This is a genomic window from Acinetobacter sp. QJM3NY_42 (assembly GCF_056173745.1).
Window position 1 is genome coordinate 416,499 of record NZ_CM149689.1, and the last position, 23,805, is coordinate 440,303.

At 43.3% G+C, this 23,805-nt stretch carries 24 protein-coding genes; 10 read left to right on the forward strand and 14 right to left on the reverse strand.

Translation table 11 applies throughout. The features are described from left to right. Positions 1-12: 12 nt before the first annotated feature. From AC0VYT_RS01925 to AC0VYT_RS01940, 4 genes are read left to right on the forward strand one after another with little or no spacing between them, the layout of a single operon-like run. The gene (locus AC0VYT_RS01925) at positions 13-999 is read left to right on the forward strand and encodes an acyl-CoA/acyl-ACP dehydrogenase (protein WP_005016625.1); all 987 of its coding nucleotides are present in this window, start codon (positions 13-15) and stop codon (positions 997-999) included. Then, a complete protein-coding gene (locus AC0VYT_RS01930) occupies positions 987-1,766 on the forward strand; it encodes a PIG-L deacetylase family protein (protein WP_005016623.1) in 780 nt (259 codons plus the stop codon). Before AC0VYT_RS01925 ends, AC0VYT_RS01930 begins: the two co-directional genes overlap by 13 nt. Next, the gene (locus tag AC0VYT_RS01935; protein ID WP_005016621.1) at positions 1,759-2,355 is read left to right on the forward strand and encodes a class I SAM-dependent DNA methyltransferase; all 597 of its coding nucleotides are present in this window, start codon (positions 1,759-1,761) and stop codon (positions 2,353-2,355) included. The genes AC0VYT_RS01930 and AC0VYT_RS01935 overlap by 8 nt, the downstream gene beginning before the upstream one ends. Continuing rightward, the gene (locus AC0VYT_RS01940) at positions 2,352-3,023 is read left to right on the forward strand and encodes a glycosyltransferase family 2 protein (RefSeq protein ID WP_005016618.1); all 672 of its coding nucleotides are present in this window, start codon (positions 2,352-2,354) and stop codon (positions 3,021-3,023) included. Before AC0VYT_RS01935 ends, AC0VYT_RS01940 begins: the two co-directional genes overlap by 4 nt. Positions 3,024-3,071: 48 nt before the next feature. Here AC0VYT_RS01940 and AC0VYT_RS01945 read toward each other — a convergent pair whose 3' ends face one another. From AC0VYT_RS01945 to lgt, 3 genes are all read right to left on the reverse strand, one after another. Further along, a complete protein-coding gene (locus tag AC0VYT_RS01945; protein ID WP_005016615.1) occupies positions 3,072-3,443 on the reverse strand; it encodes a hypothetical protein in 372 nt (123 codons plus the stop codon). Then, on the reverse strand, positions 3,443-3,829 hold the full coding sequence (locus tag AC0VYT_RS01950; RefSeq protein WP_005016614.1) for a hypothetical protein: 387 nt from the start codon (positions 3,827-3,829) through the stop codon (positions 3,443-3,445). The genes AC0VYT_RS01945 and AC0VYT_RS01950 overlap by 1 nt, the downstream gene beginning before the upstream one ends. Positions 3,830-3,900: 71 nt before the next feature. Then, a complete protein-coding gene (gene lgt / locus AC0VYT_RS01955) occupies positions 3,901-4,710 on the reverse strand; it encodes a prolipoprotein diacylglyceryl transferase (RefSeq protein ID WP_005016611.1) in 810 nt (269 codons plus the stop codon). A gap of 94 nt (positions 4,711-4,804) precedes the next feature. On the opposite strand from lgt, the gene AC0VYT_RS01960 reads away from it, so the two are divergent. Next, positions 4,805-5,590 (forward strand): NRDE family protein, encoded by a 786-nt coding sequence (locus AC0VYT_RS01960; protein ID WP_005016608.1) that lies wholly within the window; start codon positions 4,805-4,807, stop codon positions 5,588-5,590. Between the two features lie 40 nt (positions 5,591-5,630). Here AC0VYT_RS01960 and AC0VYT_RS01965 read toward each other — a convergent pair whose 3' ends face one another. The 4 genes from AC0VYT_RS01965 to tatA all read right to left on the reverse strand — a co-directional run bounded on the left by AC0VYT_RS01965 (position 5,631) and on the right by tatA (position 9,595). Further along, positions 5,631-7,961, reverse strand: a complete 2,331-nt coding sequence (locus tag AC0VYT_RS01965) for a PhoX family protein (protein WP_005016597.1) — start codon at positions 7,959-7,961, stop codon at positions 5,631-5,633. A 158-nt stretch (positions 7,962-8,119) separates the two neighbouring features. Beyond that, a complete protein-coding gene (gene tatC, locus AC0VYT_RS01970) occupies positions 8,120-8,902 on the reverse strand; it encodes a twin-arginine translocase subunit TatC (RefSeq protein WP_005016585.1) in 783 nt (260 codons plus the stop codon). After that, the gene (tatB, locus tag AC0VYT_RS01975) at positions 8,899-9,360 is read right to left on the reverse strand and encodes a Sec-independent protein translocase protein TatB (protein WP_005016583.1); all 462 of its coding nucleotides are present in this window, start codon (positions 9,358-9,360) and stop codon (positions 8,899-8,901) included. The genes tatC and tatB overlap by 4 nt, the downstream gene beginning before the upstream one ends. 10 nt (positions 9,361-9,370) lie before the next feature. Next, positions 9,371-9,595, reverse strand: a complete 225-nt coding sequence (gene tatA, locus AC0VYT_RS01980; RefSeq protein WP_005016581.1) for a twin-arginine translocase TatA/TatE family subunit — start codon at positions 9,593-9,595, stop codon at positions 9,371-9,373. Positions 9,596-9,747: 152 nt separating this feature from the next. Here tatA and AC0VYT_RS01985 point away from each other — a divergent pair, with 152 nt between their 5' ends. Beyond that, entirely contained in the window at positions 9,748-10,623 is an 876-nt protein-coding gene (locus AC0VYT_RS01985) for an AEC family transporter (RefSeq protein ID WP_005016580.1), read from the forward strand. 58 nt (positions 10,624-10,681) lie between these two features. On the opposite strand, the gene rdgB is transcribed toward AC0VYT_RS01985, so the two are convergent. The 7 genes from rdgB to AC0VYT_RS02020 all read right to left on the reverse strand — a co-directional run bounded on the left by rdgB (position 10,682) and on the right by AC0VYT_RS02020 (position 18,898). Beyond that, positions 10,682-11,314 (reverse strand): RdgB/HAM1 family non-canonical purine NTP pyrophosphatase, encoded by a 633-nt coding sequence (gene rdgB / locus AC0VYT_RS01990; protein ID WP_005016578.1) that lies wholly within the window; start codon positions 11,312-11,314, stop codon positions 10,682-10,684. 110 nt (positions 11,315-11,424) lie between these two features. Next, positions 11,425-12,015 carry a tetratricopeptide repeat protein gene (locus AC0VYT_RS01995; RefSeq protein ID WP_005016576.1) on the reverse strand — a complete coding sequence of 197 codons (591 nt, stop codon included), beginning with the start codon at positions 12,013-12,015 and terminating at the stop codon, positions 11,425-11,427. Next, the gene (gene metW, locus AC0VYT_RS02000; protein ID WP_005016574.1) at positions 12,012-12,605 is read right to left on the reverse strand and encodes a methionine biosynthesis protein MetW; all 594 of its coding nucleotides are present in this window, start codon (positions 12,603-12,605) and stop codon (positions 12,012-12,014) included. The genes AC0VYT_RS01995 and metW overlap by 4 nt, the downstream gene beginning before the upstream one ends. After that, positions 12,605-13,765, reverse strand: a complete 1,161-nt coding sequence (gene metX, locus AC0VYT_RS02005; RefSeq protein WP_005016567.1) for a homoserine O-succinyltransferase MetX — start codon at positions 13,763-13,765, stop codon at positions 12,605-12,607. Before metX ends, metW begins: the two co-directional genes overlap by 1 nt. A gap of 84 nt (positions 13,766-13,849) precedes the next feature. Beyond that, positions 13,850-15,547 carry a 2-isopropylmalate synthase gene (gene leuA / locus AC0VYT_RS02010; protein WP_005016564.1) on the reverse strand — a complete coding sequence of 566 codons (1,698 nt, stop codon included), beginning with the start codon at positions 15,545-15,547 and terminating at the stop codon, positions 13,850-13,852. A 336-nt stretch (positions 15,548-15,883) separates the two neighbouring features. Further along, positions 15,884-16,567: a Fe2+-dependent dioxygenase gene (locus AC0VYT_RS02015; protein WP_005016563.1), complete on the reverse strand. Its 684-nt coding sequence runs from the start codon at positions 16,565-16,567 to the stop codon at positions 15,884-15,886. A 102-nt stretch (positions 16,568-16,669) separates the two neighbouring features. After that, on the reverse strand, positions 16,670-18,898 hold the full coding sequence (locus AC0VYT_RS02020) for a TonB-dependent receptor (RefSeq protein ID WP_005016561.1): 2,229 nt from the start codon (positions 18,896-18,898) through the stop codon (positions 16,670-16,672). 499 nt (positions 18,899-19,397) lie between these two features. Here AC0VYT_RS02020 and tig point away from each other — a divergent pair, with 499 nt between their 5' ends. The 4 genes from tig to AC0VYT_RS02040 all read left to right on the forward strand — a co-directional run bounded on the left by tig (position 19,398) and on the right by AC0VYT_RS02040 (position 23,761). Next, positions 19,398-20,729 (forward strand): trigger factor, encoded by a 1,332-nt coding sequence (gene tig, locus AC0VYT_RS02025; protein ID WP_005016558.1) that lies wholly within the window; start codon positions 19,398-19,400, stop codon positions 20,727-20,729. Between the two features lie 196 nt (positions 20,730-20,925). Beyond that, on the forward strand, positions 20,926-21,531 hold the full coding sequence (clpP, locus tag AC0VYT_RS02030; RefSeq protein WP_005016556.1) for an ATP-dependent Clp endopeptidase proteolytic subunit ClpP: 606 nt from the start codon (positions 20,926-20,928) through the stop codon (positions 21,529-21,531). A 28-nt stretch (positions 21,532-21,559) separates the two neighbouring features. Then, positions 21,560-22,876 carry an ATP-dependent protease ATP-binding subunit ClpX gene (clpX, locus tag AC0VYT_RS02035; protein ID WP_005016553.1) on the forward strand — a complete coding sequence of 439 codons (1,317 nt, stop codon included), beginning with the start codon at positions 21,560-21,562 and terminating at the stop codon, positions 22,874-22,876. A 150-nt stretch (positions 22,877-23,026) separates the two neighbouring features. Further along, a complete protein-coding gene (locus tag AC0VYT_RS02040) occupies positions 23,027-23,761 on the forward strand; it encodes a DUF2846 domain-containing protein (RefSeq protein WP_005016552.1) in 735 nt (244 codons plus the stop codon). The last annotated feature ends 44 nt before the right edge of the window (positions 23,762-23,805 follow it).

Below are 23,805 nucleotides of genomic sequence, written 5' to 3' on the forward strand. Positions count from 1 at the left end.
TCTGGGAGTTTTATGACCACCCTGAATACTATATTGACCAAGTTTGAGCAGGATTCTTCTCATCTTTCAGACAGTTTGATCACGACATTTAAGCAACTTTGCAATTTGAGTAGCGAAATTCCTCATCCTGCAAGCGGCCAGACGTATGAACGCTGGAAAGTTCTGGCAAAAGTCGCGGCAACTAACCTGAATCTGGTGAAATGGTTTGAATCCCATCTGGATGCTTTGAGTATTTTGCATGAGCTTGGTTACAGCAAGGTGCCTGTGGGAGTCTATGCTGTCTGGGCTGCAGAGGGTGGCATACAACCACTTTATTACCAAAATGGGCAATGTTCAGGTAATAAGTACTGGTGTTCGGGTGCAGGGCTGGTCGATTATGGACTCATGACCTATCGGGATACACAGAATAATTCACAGCTGTTAATTGTTGACATGCACCAGCCAGATATTTGCATCGACCATAGTGAATGGAATGCTATAGGAATGGCTTATACCCAGACTGCAAAAATCAGTTTTAATAAAGTTGTTGCACAAACGGTAGGGCAGCCCGGACAATATCTAGACCGATCAGGATTCTGGCATGGTGCTGCTGGTGTGGCAGCTTGCTGGTATGGTGCGGCTACCCGTCTGGCCCATACATTACAACAGGCCTGTCAGGAGAAACCCAATACTTTTCGGCTAATGTATCTAGGTGAAGTAAATAGTGCGTTAGCTACTACCCGTGAATATTTCAAATATGTAGCAGCACAAATTGATCAGCATCCTGCGCAAAGTCACGAGCTGATTATTCGGATGTTGCGTATTCAGACTGAGCAGACTGCACAAAAGGTTCTGGACTTGGTTGGTAAGGCATTGGGAGCACGACCTTTCTGTGAAAACACCATGTTTGCCCAAATGGCAGCAGATTTACCGGTTTTTTTAAGACAAAGCCATGCGGCTTTTGATCTGGAACAGATTGGTGAGCGTTCGGTTATGGAGGACACTGCATGGATGTTATAAATAGTCCGGTAGGAGACCGCCTGATTTATGGAAATGGCACGACCAAACGGGCCTGGCAGCAATGGAGCGGGTTACAGTCATTGCAGACGCTTGTCCCTGAGCAAGCTTTTCCGGCAGGGCAACGTATACTGATTATAGCGCCGCATCCAGATGATGAAATTTTAGGATGTGCTGGCCTGATACAGCAGCTTAGTACACTGAAACGTGAAATTCTGCTGGTGGCTGTGACTAATGGTACACAAAGCCATCCGGACTCACAGCTTTATACACCACAGCAGCTGGATCAGCTGCGGCCTCAAGAAAGCCTGAATGCGCTTAAAGTATTAGGCGTGCAGAATCGGGTAAACCGGATTGCACTGCAGCTGACAGATGGTGAAGTAACTGCTGAGCAGCAAAAGCTGTATGCTGCTCTGAAAGAGCTGGTCAGACCCGATGATATTCTGGTGTGCACATTTGCAAAGGATGGTCATCCTGATCATGAAGCAACTGGTCAAACTGTACAGCGGCTGGCAGATCAACAGCAGCTTAGCTGTTATCAAGTCCTGATCTGGTCATGGCACTGGGCCAGGCCACAGGACAACCGTATTCCCTGGAAATCTGCCTGCAAGCTGGAACTGACAGCCGCACAGCTCAGGCTCAAAAAACAGGCGATTCAGTGCTTTAAAAGCCAGCTTGAAACAGACCCAAGCACCGGACAGGCACCTATTTTATCTTCACATACAGTAGAGCGAATCTTGATGCCCTGCGAGGTTTATATACATGCCTAAACAGGATTACTTCGATACGCTCTATCATCATAATGATGACCCATGGGGTTATACCCAGCGCTGGTATGAACAGCGCAAACGGCAGATTTGTCTGGCCTTGCTACCCCGGCAAAGGTACGGACGCATATTGGAACTTGGCTGTGCCAATGGGGTTTTTAGTCAAGAGCTAGCCAGCCGCTGTGACGAACTGCTTGGTTTAGATGCAAACAGCAAAGCAGTCGAGTTGGCCCGGCAGCGCTTAAAAGGACAGCTACATATTGATATACAGCAGAAACGGATTCCCCAGCAGTGTCCTGAAGAAAAATTTGATCTCATCGTGATCAGCGAGATTGCTTACTATTTAAATGAGAATGAACTGTTACAGCTGATTGAATGGGCACAACGGAGTTTAAATGACACCGGTACTTTGCTGTGCTGTCACTGGCGTTACCCAATTGACGGGTTTAGTTTAAACGGGAATTTAGTCCATCAGCTGTTAAAGCAGCACCTGAAACTTTATCATTATCTTGGGTTAGACGATCCGGATTTTCTGGTCGACCTCTGGACTACAGACTCTGGCAGCTTGGCACATCAGGAGGGACTAATATGATTGGTATTGTCATTCCTGCCCATAATGAGGAAGAGCATCTGTCTGACTGCCTGCTGGCCATTCAACAGGCTGTAGATGAACTGCCGGCTTCCGTTCAGGTAAGAGTTCTGGTAGTGCTGGATAGTTGTACCGATCAGTCTCTGAAACTGGTACAACGTGCAGGTATAAACTACTTGCAGTGTGCAGTGCGCTGTGTAGGCCATGCCCGCGATCTGGGTGTTCGTACTCTCATTGCTACTGGTGCCCGCTGGATTGCCTGCACTGATGCAGATTCGAAAGTAGACCGCTTCTGGCTTAAGCAGCAGCTATCGCATCAGCCTGCTGATGTAATCTGTGGCGTGGTTGAGGTAGATAGCTGGCAACATCTGTCGTCACTTACCCGGCAGCGCTATCTGCAGCATTATTGTGATGATATGGATCATCGACATATTCATGGCGCCAACTTGAGTTTTAGTGCCGAGGCCTATATTAAGTCTGGCGGGTTTGGAGCACTAACCTGTCATGAGGATGTAGGTCTGGTGAAAAGAATGTTAAACCTGCAATACAAGGTGATATGGAGTAACCGGGTAAGGGTCATGACCAGTAGCCGCTTAATAGCCCGTACACCTCAAGGTTTTTCGACTTTTCTAAAACAGCTTGAAACCACAGCTTATTGTCCTGAAACCTGAAATGCCTATAGTTCAAATATATATCTAGCGTTCTGGTTGGAGAAAAATTTATTTAAAGCGTCTGGCGCGGTTTTCATAGATCGATACAATAAATAGTCCTAATGCAGTAAACCCTAGCACCTGTAATCCTAAAATCATTTTATGTTCATCAGGCAATACATAAAGCAAAATAAGGAAAACAGCAAAAGGTACGCTATAGAGCAAAATAGAAAGGCCATTTTTATAAATATTATTTTGTTTTATTTTAAGATTCAGCTGTCTGAGTAGATGCATTGATATGCCCAAACCAAGACTAAATCCTGTCAATACAGCCGACAACGCCTGCACAGTAGAACACAGGTAAATCATGGCACAGGTCATAATACAAACTATCAGCTTAACCTGACGGGTGCAGCGTGCCGAATACCAAAAATCAAGCATTACATACTCTCTTCTGGATTTTTGTTTTTATGTAGAAGGGATAAAGGCGAGAACAGACAAACGGCCAGTGCCATAAAACCAATTCCCTGTGCACCTGGCAGTAAAATTTCGCCCTCTTTCATATTCATAAAAATCAGGGCAAGCAATAATGCTATGGGAATCCAGGTTAACAGACGATAGAGCAAGCCAGCGGGCTGCCCGGCTGCAAAGTGCATTTTGCAGTAACGGCAGATTAAAAAAATGATACCTGTGCCCGAAAACATTAAAATAGCGTCTAATGCCAACGGCTGCATCCCATACAGCACAGCAGTAATTATTGCAATAGATACAAAGATCAGCAATTTACGTGTGATGGAAACTTTAGGATCAAACCAGAACTCAAGCATAGTCTTTTGAAATCAAGCAGAACAGCTCAGAACTTTAGCATAAAAAAGAGGAGCAATTGCTCCTCTATGTATCAGGTATTTTTCTGTGGACCCCAGTCATAAATTTTTCTGTGGTAGGCGTACCACATCATCCACAGACCAATCAGTATCATTGGCAGGGTCAGGAACTGGCCTTTACTCATCCAGCCAATAAAGAGCTGGCCATTGTCCGGTTCACGGAAGAACTCAACCACAAAGCGTGCAATACCATAACCGATCAGGAACAGCGCTGAAACTGCCATACGTGGACGTGGCTTGGAACTAAACCACCACAACACGATAAACAGAATCAGGCCTTCGCCTAAAGCTTGATAAAGCTGAGATGGGTGACGTACCAAATTATCTACATGCGGAAAAACCATTCCGAAGGGATAGTCTGGATTGATAACTGGACGACCCCAAAGCTCACCACCGATAAAGTTTCCGATGCGGCCAAACATCAAACCAGTGGGGACACATGGCGCAATAAAGTCCAGTGTCTGGAACCAGGTTTTCTGATATTTACGGCACCAGAGCAGCATTGCTAGCATAACCCCCAGAAAACCGCCATGGAAACTCATGCCCCCGGTCCAGACCTCGAATAACCAGAGCGGGTTGGCTAGGAACTGATCAAATCCGTAAAAGAACACATAACCCAGCCGTCCACCGATCACAACACCAAGTGCGCCGTAGAAAACCAGATCAGATACCATATCGGTGGTCCAGCCTACACGCTGTTTAACCCGGTAGCTGGCCAGTCCCCAAGCAAACAAGAAGGCCAATAAATACATCAGCCCATACCAGTGAACTTTTAAAGGACCCAGTGCCAGCGCGACTGGGTCAATACTCGGATAGGTCAGCATTACAGCTCCTTTATGTATTCGTTTTGCACAGATTCTAGCGGAATGTTCCTAAAAATGTTGTACATTCAATGTGTAAAGATCATGAGAGATGCCTATGTGTATTGTGGCTTTAGCCTGGCAAGTGTTAGATCGTATGCCATTATGCCTGATTTCTAACCGGGATGAGTTTTATCAGCGACCTACGCAAGTCTTGAATCACTGGGAGAACAGTCCGGTTATAGCTGGCAAAGATTTACAATCTGGTGGTACGTGGATGGGTATTACAGCATCTGGACGTTGGGCAGTGATCACCAATTTTCGTGATGGCACAGACCGGCAGCATTATCCGACCTCGCGTGGTCATTTAGTGCAGGCCTTTTTGGAATCTGAGCAGAAACCCATTCGCTTTGCTCAGATGCTTGAGAAACAACAGCAGGAATATGCTGGTTTTAACCTGGTGATAGGAGATCAAACGCAGGCAGTATATATGAGTAACCGAGGCGAGGCTCCTCAGGTGCTGGCCAGTGGCGTATACGTAATTTCTAACGGGCTCATGAGCGACTCCTGGCAAAAGACCTTGCATTTACGAAAGCGCTTTACCCAAGAATTTTTACCTATGCTCCAGCGTCCTGTTGCTGAGCACATACTGGAGTCAGCTGTCTGGGATATTTTAGAAGATGAGCGCAAGGTAGATCAGAATGCCCTGCCAGAGACGGGTATCAGTCAGGATATGGAACTGCTACTTTCTTCTACTTTTATTCAAAGCCCGATGTATGGAACCCGGTGTTCAAATTTTTTAAGATTGTACCATCATACATGGAATTGGCTAGAAAAGACTCAGCAAGGAGAGCAGAGCGGACAGATTGTGCAGCAGCGGATTTCTCTGACTCAACAAAAATAAATATGCCGGTCAATAGGCCGGCATATTCATAAAAAGAGGATTAACCCGCAATTGCGCCGCCGTCTTTACGGGTAATTACGACAGTTGCCGAACGTGGGCGGGCTGTAGTGTTATTCCGGTCAGTCTGGGTTGCCGGCCAGTGACTTGCAGGAGTTGCATAGCTGGCAGAGTCTTCGCCCGGATGCTGCACATTAATGAAAATAGCTTTGTAATCAGGGGTCATGGTAATCCCGGTAATTTCACACTGTTTTGGCCCTACCAAGAAACGGCGCAGGGTTGAGTCTGTTACTTTTGCACCCATTAATGTCTGCTGTCCGCTGGAAGTAGTTGCGGTAGTACCATCACCAATCTGACCTGGCAAAGCAGCAAGCATCATACAGTTTGTGACATCGGTATAAGCTCCATCATCTGTTTGAATCCAGAGCACACCACGCGGGTCAAACCACATTCCGTCTGGTGAAGACAGATCATTGTTATCAGTCAGACCAGACAGGTTAATATTTGATGCCATAGAGGCTTCGGCACCAAACAGATAAATATCCCACTTGAAGGTCTCAGCTGTAGTTTTATCATCGGTTTCTTTAAAACGGATAATATGACCATTTACGTTGCCACTTTGAGTCTTTTTGTCTTTAAGGTCATCATAATTACGCGGGTTAGCTGCATCTGTCGGGTAACTGGTTCCCCGATTTGAGTTATTGGTCAGGGTAACGTAGATTTCGCCATTTACCGGATTAACGGTCGCCCACTCCGGACGGTCCATTTTTGTTGCGCCGACAGCATCCCCCGCTAAACGGGCAAATGTCACCACATCGGCTTGAGAGGTGAAGGGATAAGTACTGCTACTTTCATTCAGACCATTTTTACCATAGCTTAGTTCAATCCACTGGCCTGAACCATCACTGTTAAACTTGGCAACATACAGTTTTCCTGAGTTCATGTATTTATCGCCAGCAGTATAGCCGCGGTTTACATCTTTCGGGTCCCATACAGCACTCGAGACAAATTTATAGATGTATTCGCCTTTAGAGTCGTCACCCATATAAAATGCCAAAGGTTGGCCCGCTACTGCACGGCAGGCACTGTCTTCATGTGCAAAACGGCCTAAAGAAGTACGTTTGACCGGTCTATGACGGCCATCAAACGGGTCAATCTCGACCATCCAGCCAAAAGTATTGGGTCCGTTACGATAGTCCTGAGTAGGCTGATCCGCTTTTACATCAGCATTCCAGCGGTCATATAGATCCTGTGACTCAACCTGTCCAATGACAGTTTCCCAAGCATAGCGTGAGCTTGCGCCCAAATAGACTGGTCGACCCTGATCATCAATATTTGGTATTAAATTACCATTTGAATCTTTTCTATAAACAATTTTGCCATCTTTACCCTTTTTAGGAGCGCCTTGCTCATCTAGCTCATAAAGATAAGGTTCGTCTTTTTTTAGTCCCAGACCATAACGTTTTAATGCGATTTTCTCGGCATTTGTACGTTGGTACTCGTCATGTCCTGAACGCTGGAAATAGCCAATAAAGTTTTCTTCGGTAGTTAAATAAGTACCCCAAGGCGTATAGCCATTGCCACAGTTGTTATGTGTACCACGTGTTTGACGTCCGGCAGGTGAAAAACGTGTAGCAAGCAGACTGGAACCTGCAGCAGCACCGGCAAAATCCATTTCTGTTGAGGCAGTAATACGGCGGTTAAAAACAGAGTTTTTAACAATTTCTACTTTTTGAGTTGCCGGGTCCTTTTTAATATGGACTACAGATACGCCGTGCGCATTGGTTTCACGAATAACTTCATCCTCAGGACGGCGTCCTTCAACCTTGGTTGGACCTTTAGGATGAAGGAAGGTCTGGTTGATGTATTCATGGTTCATTACCAGCAAACCTTGTGCTGAGACCGTATCATCAAAGCGGTCTGTAGCGCTGTTTAAACCAAAGAAATGCATACCATCATGGCAGTCACCAGAACGGAACTGGAAGCTTGGACCAGGTGGAATATCATTATCATTCCAGTCCCCAAGCATTGGATTAATTGGGTCTCCCAATGCATAAATTACAGTAGCTTGATAGCCTTCAGGTACGGTCACAATGTCATCCAGATTTTTAGCCACTGGAGTAAATGAAAGTTTGCTAGGCTTCTGGTTAGGGTCATTCGGAGTAACTGGTGCTGTTCCGCTACTACTATTGTCGTCATCATCATTACAGCCAGTCAGTGTAGAAGCCAGCGCCAAGGCAACTGCTCCACTTGCTGTCTTGGTAATGAGACTGCGGCGCGTCATGCGTTGCTCTAAAATGTCACGGAAATGGATATTAGATGAAGTATTATTATCAAGTTCTTGATCTTCATGATATGGCGTCAGCTGCGTCATGTTTTTTTCCTAAATACAAGTAAGGTGTTGTTAAGTTGTAACTAAATTAGGTGATAAATATGACGGGACCTTGACGGTTAAGTGACATTCAGGTGAAGAAAATAAGACAGTATGATGAAAAAAGCAGACCGAAGTCTGCTGAAATAAAGTTGAAGATCTTAGACTGCTCTACGCCTTTCAATGAGTTTTCCAAAGAAAAGTCCAGCTTCGAAAAGTAGCCACATTGGAATAGCCAGCATAACCATGGAAATTGCATCTGGTGGAGTAACAAACATGGCGATAAAAAAACACCCGACAATGATAAAACGTCTTTTCTCGACCAGTTGTTGTGTAGATACAACCCCAATCAAAATCAGAAGCAAAGTAATAATCGGAATTTCAAAAGTCAGTCCAAATACCAGAAACAGTTTCAAACAGAAAGCTAGGTAACTGTTAATGTCTGTCATCGGTGCCACTGTTTCAGGCGACACACTCATGAAGAAATGCAGAATTGAAGGCAGGGCAACAAAATAGGCAAATGCAATGCCGGCATAAAACAAGCTGATACTTCCTACCAATAAGGGCAGGGCTAAGGATTTTTCTTTTTCATATAGTGCCGGTTTTACAAATGTCCAGAGCTGATAAATGATAAAGGGCATAGCAATCATAAGGGCGATAAAGAAATTCAGCTTGAAGGGCGCCATGAACGTTGCTGTTACATCGGTCGCAATCATGGTTGACGAGCTGGGTAACTGGGCCCTTAGTGGTTCTGAAAGTAACTGATAAGTCCGGTTTGCAAAAGGCAGCAGACAAAAAAATAGAGCAATTAGAATAGCAACAATTTTAAAAAGATGGCGGCGTAAAATCATTAAGTGCCGGGTAATGGGCATCTCTTCAAGTTGGACTTGCGACTGCTCATTTAATATTGGGCCTGGGAGCTGTGAAGGAGAAAGTTGACTCATACAGCCACCTTGAGTTCAGGATAAGAAGACTGTACAGGGCTTTCTGGCTGTTCAGTAATTTGGCAAAAGCAGGCCAGCCGTTCTGGTTGACGAGTCAGGACCAGAGGCGGGGCTTGTTCAATAAAAAAGTACTGCGTGGATAAATTTTTATTATGAGTATTTGCATGTTCTTGTAGAGCGTTATCTGCAAAGTTTTTCTGTTGTTGTAGTTCATGCATCTGGGCTTGCATTTTCTGTTCCAGCTCTTGAATACGGGCCATTTCCTGCTGCATCTGCTCACGGAGTTCTGAAAGGCGCAATTCACGGTCCAGATCAGCCTGTACATTACTGACCATACGTTTGATCTTGCCATACCACCTGCCAGCAAAGCGTGCTGCTTCTGGTAACTTTTCCGGCCCAAGCACCAATAAAGCAATGATGCCAAAAGCCAGCAGCTCAGTCATACCAATATTGAGCATGAAAAATACCCTAGTGTTTTACAGTTGAATTTGTGTCAGCACTAACATTCTGGTGTTCAATAGTGCGCGGTTCCTGAAGGGCTACAGTTTGCTGCTCATCTTCGCGGATAGATTTTTTAAAGTCTTTAACTGCACCACCTACATCTTTACCTAAATTTTTAAGTTTTGACGTGCCGAACAGCAAGATAACGACAATTGCAAAAATGACCACATGCCAAATAGATAGTCCAGCCATAGAAAATTCTCCTGTTTTAACTAGAAGATATCTCAACAGGTCTGTATGACAGCCTTGTGACTTATATATTGCAGTTTAAAGACAGCCTGCCATTTAGAGCATTTAATTAATGTTAGTGCTACCATAGCGCCACAACACCAGAGGAAAACCACGTGGTATTGCTTTTACCCCTCTTTGCATTTTTATGTGGTCTGGGACTGGCGACAACTGCATATGCCTCTGCATTAAAAACTATGCTCGCAACCCTGCTGGCACGAGTATTTATACCCGCTGTCATTATTTATAATATGGTGTTTTATCAGGCAGGCAGCCTTAGCCTGATGATATTTAGTTTTATTGTCGCGGTAATTCTATTTTATTTTTTCTGGCTCATTTCTCAAGACAAGCTCCAGTCTTTATGTTTTAGCTATGTAAATATGGCTTGGCTCGGTTTTCCTTTTGCGATTGCTTTATTTGGGCCTGAAATCAGTGCACCAATGGTAGCTTTATATATTGGCGGTTCAATTTTTGGCAACATCTGGGCAGTGACTGCGGTCAGTTCGGAGCAGCAGTCCTGGAAGAGTATTTTGCAAAAAGTGCTTCAATCACCACCAGTAATTGCCCTGACTATTGCTGTATTGTGCCGCTTATTCGGTTTTCAGTATATGCCTGAGCATAAATGGATTGATATGCTTTACGGTCTGGCCAAAATCGGTATGAGCTTTGCGGGGATGTGCGTGCTAGGCATGTGGCTGCGCCGGACGAAAGTTCAGCTAGACGATATAACTTATAGTTTAAAACTGGCTGTACTTAAACTGTGCTGTGGACTGGTTTTATGTAGTCTGACTTATTTTTTTATTTCTATTCCACATATCGGGCAGTATATAGGAGTCATGTTTCTACTGTTCTGTTTGCCGCCGGCGGCAAATATTGTGGCGCTAGAAACTCATTATCAGGGTACTGGAATCTCTGCCAAGTATATTGCTTCAGGTACTATGGTGAGCTGCGCAATTATTCTGATTTATGGTCTGCTACTACACATCGTTTAAAGTTCCTTTCTTAAAGAAAAGGAACTTTTCACCCTTTAAAACGAATTTAAACTGTGGCTTATTGACGATTCTGTAAACTTCGTTGAAATAGCTGCATGGCCTGCCCGCGATGACTGATTTTATTTTTCTCTTCTTTTGGCAGCTCGGCACTGGACAGGCCAAGTTCTGGTAACCAGAACAGGGGATCATAACCAAAGCCATGTTCACCACGTGGTTTTTCCAGAATCTCTCCTTGCCACACGCCCTCAAAAATTTGTGGTAGCGGGTCTTCAGCATGTTGTACTAAGGCCAAAACACAGACAAACATGGCTTCAACCGGTTCTCCAGGTCTTCGCAGAGATTTTAATTCTTCCAGTAAGCGAGCATTATTGGCTGCATCATTCCCATGTTCTCCAGCATAGCGAGCCGAGTAGATACCGGGTGCTCCATTTAAAATCGGGACACAAATCCCCGAATCATCAGCAATCGCCGGTTTGCCAGAAATACGTGCAGCATGACGGGCCTTAATAATGGCATTTTCAACAAAGCTCAACCCGTCTTCAATTGCATCAGCAATATTTAGCTGACCTTGAGGAATGACCTCAACTGGAAGTGCCAGCTGTTCAAACAGTTTTTCAAACTCGGCAATTTTCCCTTTGTTGTTACTGGCCAGAACCAGACTTCCCTGAGATAACCATGCATTTGCAGACATTTTATTGTGCTCGTCACTTTAAGAAACAGTTTAAATATTTTACCTCAAATCGAATGCTTTATTGAGACCATAAAAAAGCGCCCGAAGGCGCCTTAAATACAAGCTTCAAATTATTGGGCCTGAATCCATTTGTCTGCACGGTCACGTGCCATACGAATCTGTTCCTGGGTAAGGTTAGCTGCCAGTGCAGTTTTCTTGCCCTCAGACAGATTAATAACTTTAGTGTCGAGCATACCGTCGCGGGTAGACAGTTCATACCACTGATAAGCACCTACATAGTTCTTTTTCTGCTCTTCCATCATTGCCAGGTTAAAGCTGGCACGGTTGTCACCGCTGCTGGCGGCTTTTTCAAAATAACGGCGAGCCAGAATCTCATCTTTTTTTACGCCGATCCCGTCTGCATACATCCGGCCCACATTCAGTTGGGCAGCAGACAGACCTTGGTCAGCGGCAGCTTTAAACCAGGCAAATGCCTGCTTTTCATCCTTTTGAATATCTTTACCGTACTGGTAATGGGTGGCTAAATAGAACTGGGCACCTGGCTGGCCTGCTTTTGCAGCTTTAACCAGATCATTGATCCCCATAGTTGAATAACGCGCTGCCTGGGCTGCTGTAGATTGTTGTTGTGGAATATAGTCAGCATGCGCCTGGATAGTTAAAAGTCCAAATACCAATGTGCCAATTAAGGTCGTTTTTTTCATAGAGCGCTCACTCGATAAATAGCGACTTCACCAAACAGATTCGGAACATGTTTACTCAGTAAACTACCTTGCTGATTCCCATTCACGGCGAGTCGGTTAATAATTTGGATATCATTTTCCGCGCATAAGGCTTCAAAATCGCGGAACGTACATAAATGAATGTTTGGGGTGTTATACCACATATAGGGTAGAGCATCCGAAACAGGCATTTTCCCTTTAAGAGCCAGAAAAGAACGGGTTTTCCAGTGGGCGAAGTTCGGGAAAGTAATAATAGCCTGTTTCCCTACACGCACCATGTCACGCAGTAACACATCCGGTGCATCGACCGCCTGTAAAGCCTGTGCCATGACTACATAGTCAAAAGACTGATCATCAAAACGGCTCAAACCCAGGTTCAAATCCTGCTGGATAATATTTAACCCGCGACTGATGGCAATTGCAATCTTTTCTTGATCAATTTCTAGTCCATAGGCCTGAATTTGATGCCGGCGGCTCATATGGGCGAGTAATTCTCCATCCCCACAGCCAAGATCAAGGACTTTGGAGCCAGGTTTGATCCAACGTTCTGCCAGCTGCTGATCAATACGCATTATACCGTCTCCTTCGGGGTGGACTTCAGGTGTTCTTCGCCACCAAGAAAAGCACGCAAGGTTTTTACATAAAGCGGAATCGGGAACAAGAACGAGTCATGCCCCTGTTCAGCATCAATATCCAGATAACTGACCGGTTTATGATTGGTAATCAGAGCTTCTACAATTTCTTGTGAACGCTTTGGAGTAAAACGCCAGTCTGTAGTAAAGGAAATGACCAGAAAACGGCATTTGGTCTGGCTCATGGCAAGGGTTAGGGACTCTTCATATTCACGGGCGGGATCAAAGTAATCCAGAGCTTTGGTCATGATCAGATAAGTATTGGCATCAAAATTACGGCTAAACTGTTCACCCTGATAACGCAGATAGCTTTCAACCTGAAACTCGACATCAAAGCCATACATGAATTTCCCGGACTTTAAGTCACGGCCGAATTTTTGCATCATGGCTTCTTGCGAAAGGTAGGTGATATGGCCGACCATACGCGCTAAAATCAGACCGCGTTTTGGATAACTGTCGTGTTCCAGATAGCGCCCATGATGGAAATCCGGATCAGAGAGAATAGACTGGCGTGCGACCTCATTAAAAGCAATATTCTGTGCAGATAGTTTAGGTGCACTGGCAATCACCACACAATTCTTCAAGCGGTCCGGATAATCTACTGACCACTGTAGTGCCTGCATGCCGCCGAGTGAACCACCCACAATCGCGTACCACACATCAATTCCTAACCGGTCTGACAGGAGTGCCTGGGTTTTTACCCAGTCACGTACAGTGACCAGTGGAAAATCCGGACCATAGGGCAGGTTATCATTATCAGGGTTAGGGGAGGTTGGACCGGTTGAGCCATGGCAGCCACCAATATTATTTAGGGCCACTACAAAAAACTTGTTGGTATCAATGGCCTTGCCAGGCCCAATACAGGCATCCCACCAGCCCGGTTTTTTATCATCTTCATGATGATAACCTGCGGCATGATGATGACCAGACAATGCATGGCAAAGCAGAATCGCATTGGACTTGTCTTGGTTCAAGGTACCATAAGTTTCAACCATCAAGTCAAAACGGGGCAGAATACGCCCACATTCTAGTTCGAGTGGTTCTTCAAATTGAAACTTTTGCGGGGTGACCAGGCCCACTGAGTCGCTTGGAAAAGACACGGGAATGGTTCGCCTTAAATCTTTAAAAATGAATAATAAAAAGGATACCAAGCTCAGGGTATCCTTTCAAAAGGGAATTGTATATTAAATCGCGGCAGCAATGACCTGTTCAGGGTGTAATACGCCCTGATCAATCAGGCGGTTAGTACAGGCAAGGATGGCCTCAATTGAAGAGGTTACGATATTGTCGTGTACGCCGGCACCAAAAGCATTTTTACCCGAACCTTTGACTTGCAGTTCGACCAGTGCCAGTGCTTTTGCATTAGCACCTGAACCAATACTGCGTTCTTCATAGTTCAATACATCAATCGGCAGTTGCAAGGCATCCAGAATAGCCGAAATTGGCCCATTGCCTTCTCCACGGATCTGTTGCTTCTGGCCATTCATGGTCACTTCAAGTTCAATGACCTGATTACCATTATGGTCGGAAAGCTTATAGTTCTGTGCAATGTAGTGAGTATTTTTAGCTTCGACATAGGTCTGCTTGAACAGTGACCAGATTTCCTGGGCAGTAATCTCGGTTGCGGTCGCATCTGTGTGCTCTTGTACTACTTGTGAGAATTCAATCTGCAAGCGACGTGGCAATACAACGTTATAGTTAGATTCAAGCAAATAGGCGATACCACCCTTACCTGACTGTGAGTTGACGCGAATTACTGCATCATAATCACGATCCAGATCTTTGGGATCAATTGGCAAATAAGGCATATCCCAGATTTCTTCATTTTTCTGGAATTCAAAACCTTTCTTGATGGCATCTTGGTGCGAGCCAGAAAATGCAGTAAAGACCAGATCACCTGCATATGGATGGCGCGGGTGTACAGGCAAGCCAGTACATTCTTCAACTGTAGCAATTATTTCATTAATATTGGAAAAATCCAGGTTTGGTGCCACACCTTGAGTGTACATATTCAGGGCAATTGCTGCGACATCGACATTACCAGTCCGTTCGCCATTACCAAATACGCAGCCTTCCACACGGTCTGCACCTGCCATAATGGCCAGTTCTGAGGCAGCAATACCGCAGCCTCGGTCATTGTGGCAATGAACTGAAATAATTACGCCATCACGACGTTCAATATTGCGGTGCATCCATTCGATCTGGTCTGCATAAACATTTGGCGTAGAAACTTCTACAGTAGCTGGCAAGTTTAAAATAACCTTATTTTCCGGAGAAGCTTCCCAGATTTCAGTTACAGCATCACAAACGTCTTTAGCAACTTCAAGCTCGGTTGCAGAGAAACATTCAGGGCTGTACTGAAAAATAAAATCAGTTTCAGGATACTGCGCTGCATATTCTTTCACTTTTTGTGCTGCATTAATCGCCAACTGCTTGGCACCATTGATATCTACATTTAATACCTTGTTACGGAAAGTCGGTGAGTTGGCATTATAGATATGCACAATCGCACGTTTCGCACCTTCCAGCGCTTCAAAAGTGCGTTGAATCAAGTGGTCACGTGCCTGAACCAGAACCTCGATATAGACATCATCTGGGATATGATTTTCTTCAATCAGCTTACGGGTAAAGTCAAAATCAATCTGTGAAGCAGATGGAAAACCAATCTCAATATGTTTAAAACCGATCTTTACCAGCATCTGGAACATCTTGAATTTCTGTTCAAGATCCATCGGTTCAAAAATGGCCTGATTACCATCACGCAGGTCAGTACTCATCCAGATAGGCGCTTGATTGATTTCTTTATTTGGCCACTGGCGGTCTGGTAAATCGACACGCTGATACATACGACGGTATTTTTTACTTGGGTCAGCCAACATCATGAGGGAACTCCTTATGTAGCAAGGTGGCTCGGATCGAATTTAAGCGCAACGTACTACTTTTATATTAACTATATTTTGTTAAACTATTTAAAATTTCAGGGTATTTTTTAGCCTTAACAGGCAGGTATATATTATGCGCGCGCGAGGCGCAGCATCAGGGGCAAGCTCAGGAGGGAGCCTGTAGGGAGGAGGGCGAGAATATTCGGGTATATATTCATGCCCTTAAAATTACGTGATAAAAAATAAGCTGTCAATCGTTATCTGTAAAATAATCAGACAACTATAATTAATAGAAAAAGCCTATTAAAATAACAGTTTATTTTTTCTTTAACTGTCTTAAAGCTCTGCCCATTTACGCATCAGGTTGTGATACAGATTTGTGAGCTTGATAACTTCCTGATGCTGGTCACCCAGCTGCATGCGCAGGTTTTGTATAGTCTGGTCCAGATTAAACAGCATATGACGTTCTGCATCATCACGTACCATACTTTGTACCCAGAAAAATGAAGCAATCCGGCAGCCTTGGGTTACTGGTGTGACTTCATGCAGACTGGTTGAAGGGTAGAGAATCATGTCTCCGGCTGGCAGCTTGACTTCGTGATAACCATAAGTATCTTCTATCACCAGTTCACCTCCTACATACTCTTCCGGCTCACTTAAAAATACAGTACAAGACAGATCGGTCCGTAACCGCTCATTGGTCCCACGGATACGGCGGATAGAGTTGTCGACATGAAAACCGAAAGCCTCATTATTTTCATAGCGATTGAATAACGGAGGAATGATATCAAGAGGAATGGCGGCCGATAAAAATAATGGGTGCTGCCCTAAAGATTCTAAAATAATTGTACTTAAATGATGAGTAAGAGGATGGTCTTCTGGAAGCTGCTGATTTTGTTTGACTGTGGCTGACAGCGTCCCTGCGGTGACTTTACCATTGACCCACTCAATTTTAGCCATTTCTTCCCGAAAATGCTGGACCTGGGTTTGAGTTAATACATGAGGAATATGATGGATCACGGCTTTCACCTGTCTTAGTAAAATATGGATATAAAAATAGCCCCTATATAGAGGCTATTTTAAGCTAAAAACCATAAAAATATTATGGTTTTCGGCACAAGATTAATATTTAAAGTTTAAAGACAGTACAGCATTGCGGCCTTCTGCTTCTGTAGCATAGTGAGAAGCATAGGCTTTAGTGAAATAGCGCTTATCTGAGAGATTGTTAAGGTTCAGCTGCAGATCAACATTTTTATTTACGTTATAGCGTGCCATGGCATCGTAACGGACATAGCCCGGTACATACTTGGTATTGGCTGCATCACCATAAACTTTATCCGAATAAAATGCGCCAGCCCCTAACGTTAACTGTGGCAATACTTTATAGGTCGTCCATAAAGTTGCACTATTTTCTGGCACATTAGGTAACTGTTTACCTTTTGCAGGGTTAGGATAAGTACATACACCGGCACGGGTGCAAGATGGGCCTGGATCAGTTAACTCACTATCCAGATAAGAGTATCCTGCTGTAATATCCCACTTGTCTGTAATTTTACCGGTAGCAGAAAGCTCAACGCCATCGACCTTACTTTCACCGCCATTTGTATAGGTGCTTGCATCAAGTTGAATACGCGTATTTTGCTTTTCTGTACGGAAAATGGCAGCAGTAAGATTCAGACGGTCATTAAGAATATTCCACTTTGTACCTATTTCAAATGTACGACTTTCTTCTGGTTTTAAATCCATATAGGCTTGACCAATAGATTCTGAACCATCACCACCATCTACACCTACAGGGTTAGCTGAAGTAGCAAAGCTTGTGTAAATAGAACCGTTCTTAACAGGTTTAAAAGTTATACCGGCTTGATAAGTAAAAAAGTCTTTATCATTTTCAATTTTTTGACCAGTAGCATGAGTTACTTGTTCTGTGTCAAATTTATCCCAGCGAGCACCTAAATCAACTAACCATTTCGGATTTAATTCAATGTTATCAAGAAGGTAAACTGAAGTAACTTTGGTTTTAGTTGTTGTGGTTGCTTTATTGGCTATAGCTGTACCTAACCACTGATCTTTAGAATTCGGGTTGGTAAGAGAGGTACACCAGGCATCGTTTATGGCACAGTCACTGTTGAAACCACCTGTAGTAGTGCCTGGATAACCAGGATATGAAGTATTATAGTTGCCCTTATCAGATTTCTGATCACTATACTCAGCACCCATATTCAATTTATGCTGGATGATGCCGGTATTTAGTTTGCCGGTTAAAGCAAGTTGATCCGTGAAGATTTCTGTATCTGTAATACGAGAATTAATTCGACGCCAGACTTTATCATTGACTACATTACCTTTTGAATCATCAGACTGCGTCCATAAATAATCATTTTTAGATTTATTAAAAACAGCCGTATTAGTCAAAGTAAAGTTATCATTAATATCATGTTCTACTTTGATCGTACCAATCTGGTTTTCTTGTTTCTGGAAGTCACGATCAAGCAGCCCATAATAGATACCCTGTTTCACATTTACAGGCTTACCAACTGTAGTTTTTTTTGCAATATCATAGTTATATGGAACGCCTGAGTCTGGAGTATCATCAGATTTCAGATAGTAATAACTTAATGTTGTACGCGTATCTGTATCTAAACCAAATGTAATACTTGGTGCAATACCGGCACGTTTATATTCAGCCCCATCAGACTGGCCGGCTTTTTCATTGTGGTGCCCCATAATGGCAACGCGGGCTGCTATCCCATTACCGAAGTCTTTATTACCATCTAGCGTTATACGCTGATAATTATCTGTACCATTTTCAACAGAGCCTTCTAGAAAGTCGCCTTTTTTAGCTACTTTAGAAATCAAGTTGATACTGCCGCCCACTGTACCTGCTCCGCCCATAGCAGAAGCAGAACCTTTAGTGACTTCAACCTGTTCTACAGCAAACATTTCACGGTTTTGAGAGGTAGCGTTACGAACGCCATCAACATACATTGAACTTTCAGAGTTATAACCCCGAATAAATGGTCGGTCTCCATTTGGATTTCCACCTTCACCTGCTCCTAGGGTAATTCCAGGCACAGTGCGTAAGGCATCACTTAAAGTCGTTACTTTAGTATCTTCAATCAGCTGATTCGAAATAATAGAAACTGATTTAGGGGTATCTAGTAAAGGAGCAACAAATTTGCTATTTGCAGACTGGTCTACCTTTAAGCTTTGTTGTTCTGTGGTGGCTTGGGAGTGAATAGTTTCAAGTTGAGCAACTTGATCTTGTGCAACAGCATGCCCCGCCATCACTGAAAGTGATGAGACAATCGCAGAAGATACGATTTTCTTACGTGTTTTGATGAAAGCCATTTCTTACTCAAAATGTATAGTGTGAAATTGTATGCGAATAATAATGATTCTTATTTTTTATCACCATATTTTTGTATTGGTATTGGCAATAAATTTTCTATATTTAATTCAATAAATTAATGTTATACAGTAACTTAAAATTTATAAGTTTTTGATAATTAATGTTTTGTATTGAATATAGGAGTTTATAGCTCTTAATAGGATATTTAAATAAAAACTAAATATTCCGATAAATCTTTCTTTATAAAAATTAAAATTGATTAGCGCTTTATTAAGAGGGCAAATTTGATGGAGTTTCCAATATTTTTAATTCTCTATCAATATTAAGGAAGGAAGTTAATATTTAATTCGGCACTAAATTTAAAATAATCTTCTTAATTTCATACAAATCAGGCGAATTCAGGTAGTTTCTTCGGCGTATTTTGTATATCTTTAAATGTTGTCATATAATGTGGCACTTTTTAAAACTGTTATTACTAACACACATATCGAGGAAGCCATGCAAGTAACTTCTGAAGCGGTTTCGGGCGTTGCCCGTCGTTTAAATGTTTCTGTACCGACGAGCCGTATTAACGAGCAGTTTGAAGCTCGCTTGAAACGCACTGCCAAAACTGTGAAGATCAACGGCTTCCGCCAGGGCAAAGTGCCTGTAAACGTTGTACGCCGTGAATATGGCGCTGGTATTTATCAGGAAGTAGTGAACGATATTATTCGTGACACTGTATTTGAAGCGATTCAACAAGAAAAAATCAATGCTGTTGGCATGCCAAATATTGATAAAGTTGAAAATAAAGATGATGCGCTGGTATATGAAGCCACTGTAGAAGTTTACCCTGAAGTAGAAGTTAAAGCTCTAGATACTCTTACTGTTGAGCGTAAAACATCTGTAATTCAAGATAAAGATGTTGACCAGATGATTGAAAACCTGCAAAAACAGCGTCAAACTTGGGTTGAGACCAAAGGTATGGCGAAAAAAGACATGCAGGTCACTTTTGACTTCGAAGGAACAATCGATGGTGAAAAGTTTGAAGGCGGTTCTGCAACTGACTTTAAACTGGTCTTAGGCTCAGGCCGTATGATTCCTGGCTTTGAAGATGGCATCATTGGCATGAAGAAAGGCGAAGAGAAAGTGATTGACGTTACTTTCCCTGAAGACTATCAGGCTGAAAATCTGGCAGGTAAAGCGGCACAGTTTAAAATTACTGTAAAGCAGGTTGAAAAAGCAAAACTTCCTGAACTGGATGCTGAATTCCTGCAAACCTTTGGTGTTTCTGAAGAAGAAGGAATTGACAAGTTAAAAGCTGACGTTCGTAAAAATATGGAACGTGAAGTTCGTAACGGTCTTCGTAACCAGGTAAAACAGGCTGCATTTGATGCACTGGTTGAAGCAAATGAAGTTGAAGTTCCAAGTGCCATGGTTGCTCAGGAAATCGACCGCCAACGTCAACAGATGATCCAGCAGTTTACCCAGCAGTTTGGTGGTGCAAACGCGCAAACTTTTGACAAGAGCATGCTTCCTGATGAACTGTTTAAAGAACAGGCAGAAAAATCAGTAAAACTTGGTGTACTGGTAAGCAAGGTTTTGGCTGATGCTAAACTTGAAGTTGATCCGGCTCGTGTAGAGGCTTATATCGAAGATATGGCTTCTTCTTATGAAGACCCAACTGAAGTTATTGAGTACTTCAAAAATGATAAACAGCAACGTGCTCAAATCGAGGCTGTTGTGCTTGAAGACCAGGTTGTTGACTATATTCTTGCGGCAGCTCAGGTTTCAGATACAGAAGTGAGCTATGAAGATTTGCTAAAAGAACAGCAAGCTCGTCGTGCTTAAATCTGACTGATACAGAAAAAGGCGCTTAATGCGCCTTTTTTTATACACGTCGTAAATTTGTTAAATTAGTTTATATACACGATATTTCCCCGTTTTTTATTCAATATTCACTAGGGAAAATTTTGCATTTTTGCAAATTATCCCTCATATTGTGGCTATGAGCTGAGTCATAAGAATTTTAGGAATAAATAGCCCTATGTATGTCCCAAGTATTGAAAATGCTTTAGTTCCGGTGGTGGTTGAGCAATCATCTCGTGGTGAACGTTCTTTTGATATTTTTTCACGGCTTCTGCGTGAGCGTGTAATTTTTTTAACTGGTGAAGTTGAAGATAACATGGCCAATCTGATTGTGGCACAAATGTTGTTTTTAGAGGCAGAAAATCCTGACAAGGATATCCATCTCTACATCAATTCACCAGGGGGATCAGTCACTGCAGGTATGGCAATTTACGATACCATGCAGTTTATTAAACCAGATGTAGTGACCTATTGTATGGGACAGGCGGCTTCAATGGGGGCATTTTTATTAAATGCCGGTGCCAAAGGTAAGCGTTTCTGTCTGGAAAATGCCCGTGTCATGATACACCAGCCTTTGGGCGGTTTCCGTGGTCAGGCTTCAGACATTGAAATCCATGCACGTGAAATACTGTTTATTAAAGAACGCCTGAACCGGCTGATGGCTGAACACAGTGGTCAGGACTATGAACGTATTGCACGTGACACTGACCGCGATAACTTTATGACAGCTCAAGCTGCCAAAGAATATGGCCTGGTTGATGAAGTTCTCAGCAAGCGCCCTTAATTTTTAAGATTCAAGTATTGGAGTAAATATGTCCGAACATCCTCAAGGACAAAAGCATTGTTCATTTTGCGGTAAAACGCAGTCTGAAGTCGGGAAACTGATTGCAGGCGAGGACGCTTATATTTGTAATGAATGTGTGGACGTATGCTTGGACCTTGTACAAACCAGCCAGCAAGTCGAAACTGGTGATTGGGCAAGCCGTCCTTTGCCAAAACCGCACGAGATTCGTGCTGCGCTTGACCAATATGTGATTGGTCAAGATATTGCTAAAAAAACATTGTCTGTAGCTGTCTACAACCATTACAAGCGTCTGAAAGTCAGCCAGAATGGACATAAAACAGAAGATAAGGTTGAAATTGCCAAAAGTAATATTTTGCTGATCGGACCGACAGGTTCAGGTAAAACCCTGCTTGCACAGACTCTTGCCCGTCTTCTGGATGTACCATTTGCTATGGCAGATGCCACCACTTTAACTGAAGCCGGTTATGTGGGTGAAGATGTCGAGAATATTGTACAGAAGCTTTTGCAAAAAGCTGATTACGATATCGAGAAAGCACAGAAGGGTATCATCTATATCGATGAGATTGATAAGATTACTCGTAAGTCTGAAAATCCATCGATCACCCGTGATGTTTCTGGTGAAGGTGTCCAGCAGGCTTTGCTGAAAATGATTGAAGGTACAGTTGCTTCTATTCCACCTCAAGGTGGACGCAAGCATCCACAGCAGGAATTTATCCAGGTAGATACCTCAAATGTCCTATTTATCTGTGGCGGCGCTTTCTCCGGATTGGAAAAAATTGTACAGCATCGTCAGGAAAAAGGTGGAATTGGCTTTACTGCAGAAGTAAAAAGCAAAGATGAAACTAAAAAGCTTGCTGAGCTGTTCCGTCAGGTAGAACCGGCTGATCTGGTTAAATTTGGCTTGATTCCAGAATTTATTGGTCGTCTGCCAGTGATTGCAACTCTTGAAGAGCTGGATGAAGATGCACTGATGCAGATTCTGACAGAACCTAAAAATGCATTGACTCGTCAATACCAGTATCTTTTCAATATGGAAGATGTGGATCTGGTATTTGAAGATTCTGCCCTACGTACTGTTGCTAAAAAGGCACTAGAACGTAATACCGGAGCACGTGGTCTACGCTCTATTTTGGAAAATGTCTTGCTCGAAACCATGTATGACCTGCCAAGCCGTAATGATGTCGGGACAGTGGTCATCAATGAGGCAGTAATCAATGATGGTGCTGAGCCAGAATATCGTTCTGAGCGTTTGCCGCGTCAAGAAGGCGAAGAAGGGGCAGTCCCTAAATCTGAGCTGAAGGTTGTGAATACCAAATCTGCCTGAATCTGATTGGCTGTTCATCTGAAACGTGCCGAGTGTAATCCGCTGGGCACGTTTTTTATTTTCAAATTTACATGCGGGTGTTAAGCTCAATAGAATGTTAATGCAACATGACAAAAATTTAAAATAAGAAAAACATGGTAAGGGATAATCATGCGTTATTTATTGCTGACAATACTTGGTAGCGGAATGCTATGGGGATGTCATACTCAACCTGTTTCGCCTCTAACTCCGGCTTTGGTCTCTACGTTAAAAAATATAGATCTGAGTCAGTCGCCTTCTATACTAGAGCAGCACCGGGTTGGAATGTTTTCAGTTGGTTCCTGGGTAAACCAGAAACCGGGACAGCTTTTTCAGCGAGTTAAGCCCCAACATCCGCAAGCTGCAGTGGTATATCTGTACCGTCCGGATAGCCGCTGGAACCGGCAGGAAGTGGTAGCACCTAATTTTTTTCTGAATGGTGAGCGTATTCCCAGTCTGATCAGTAATCATTATTATTGGCTGGAACTGGCCGAAGGTCATTACCGTTTGACTATTAGCCGGCCCTTAGGCGTAATACATTTTCAGAAGCCTGTGGTGGCTGACTTTAAAGTGAGTGCTGGTCAGCAGTATTTTCTGAAGTATGAAGAAGAGAAATTTCGGGGCTCACCTGACCATAATCTTGGTTTATTGCGCGCAGGACCATTAATGCAAATGCCTGTCAAACAGGGACTCCGTGAAATTCGCACTACCCAGCTTAAAAGTCCCGGACTTAACTTCGCTGCTTTTACTGATGCACAGGGTAAATTAACTGAACCCAAGCGTAAAATTGTCAAACAAAATTATGAAGAAGGTGAAGAGCTGGCTTTAAAGAAGCGTTTTAAACTCTGGAATCCTTTAACTTGGTAAAATTAATTCTCTTTTCTTAATATGTAACTAAGCAAATAAAAGCA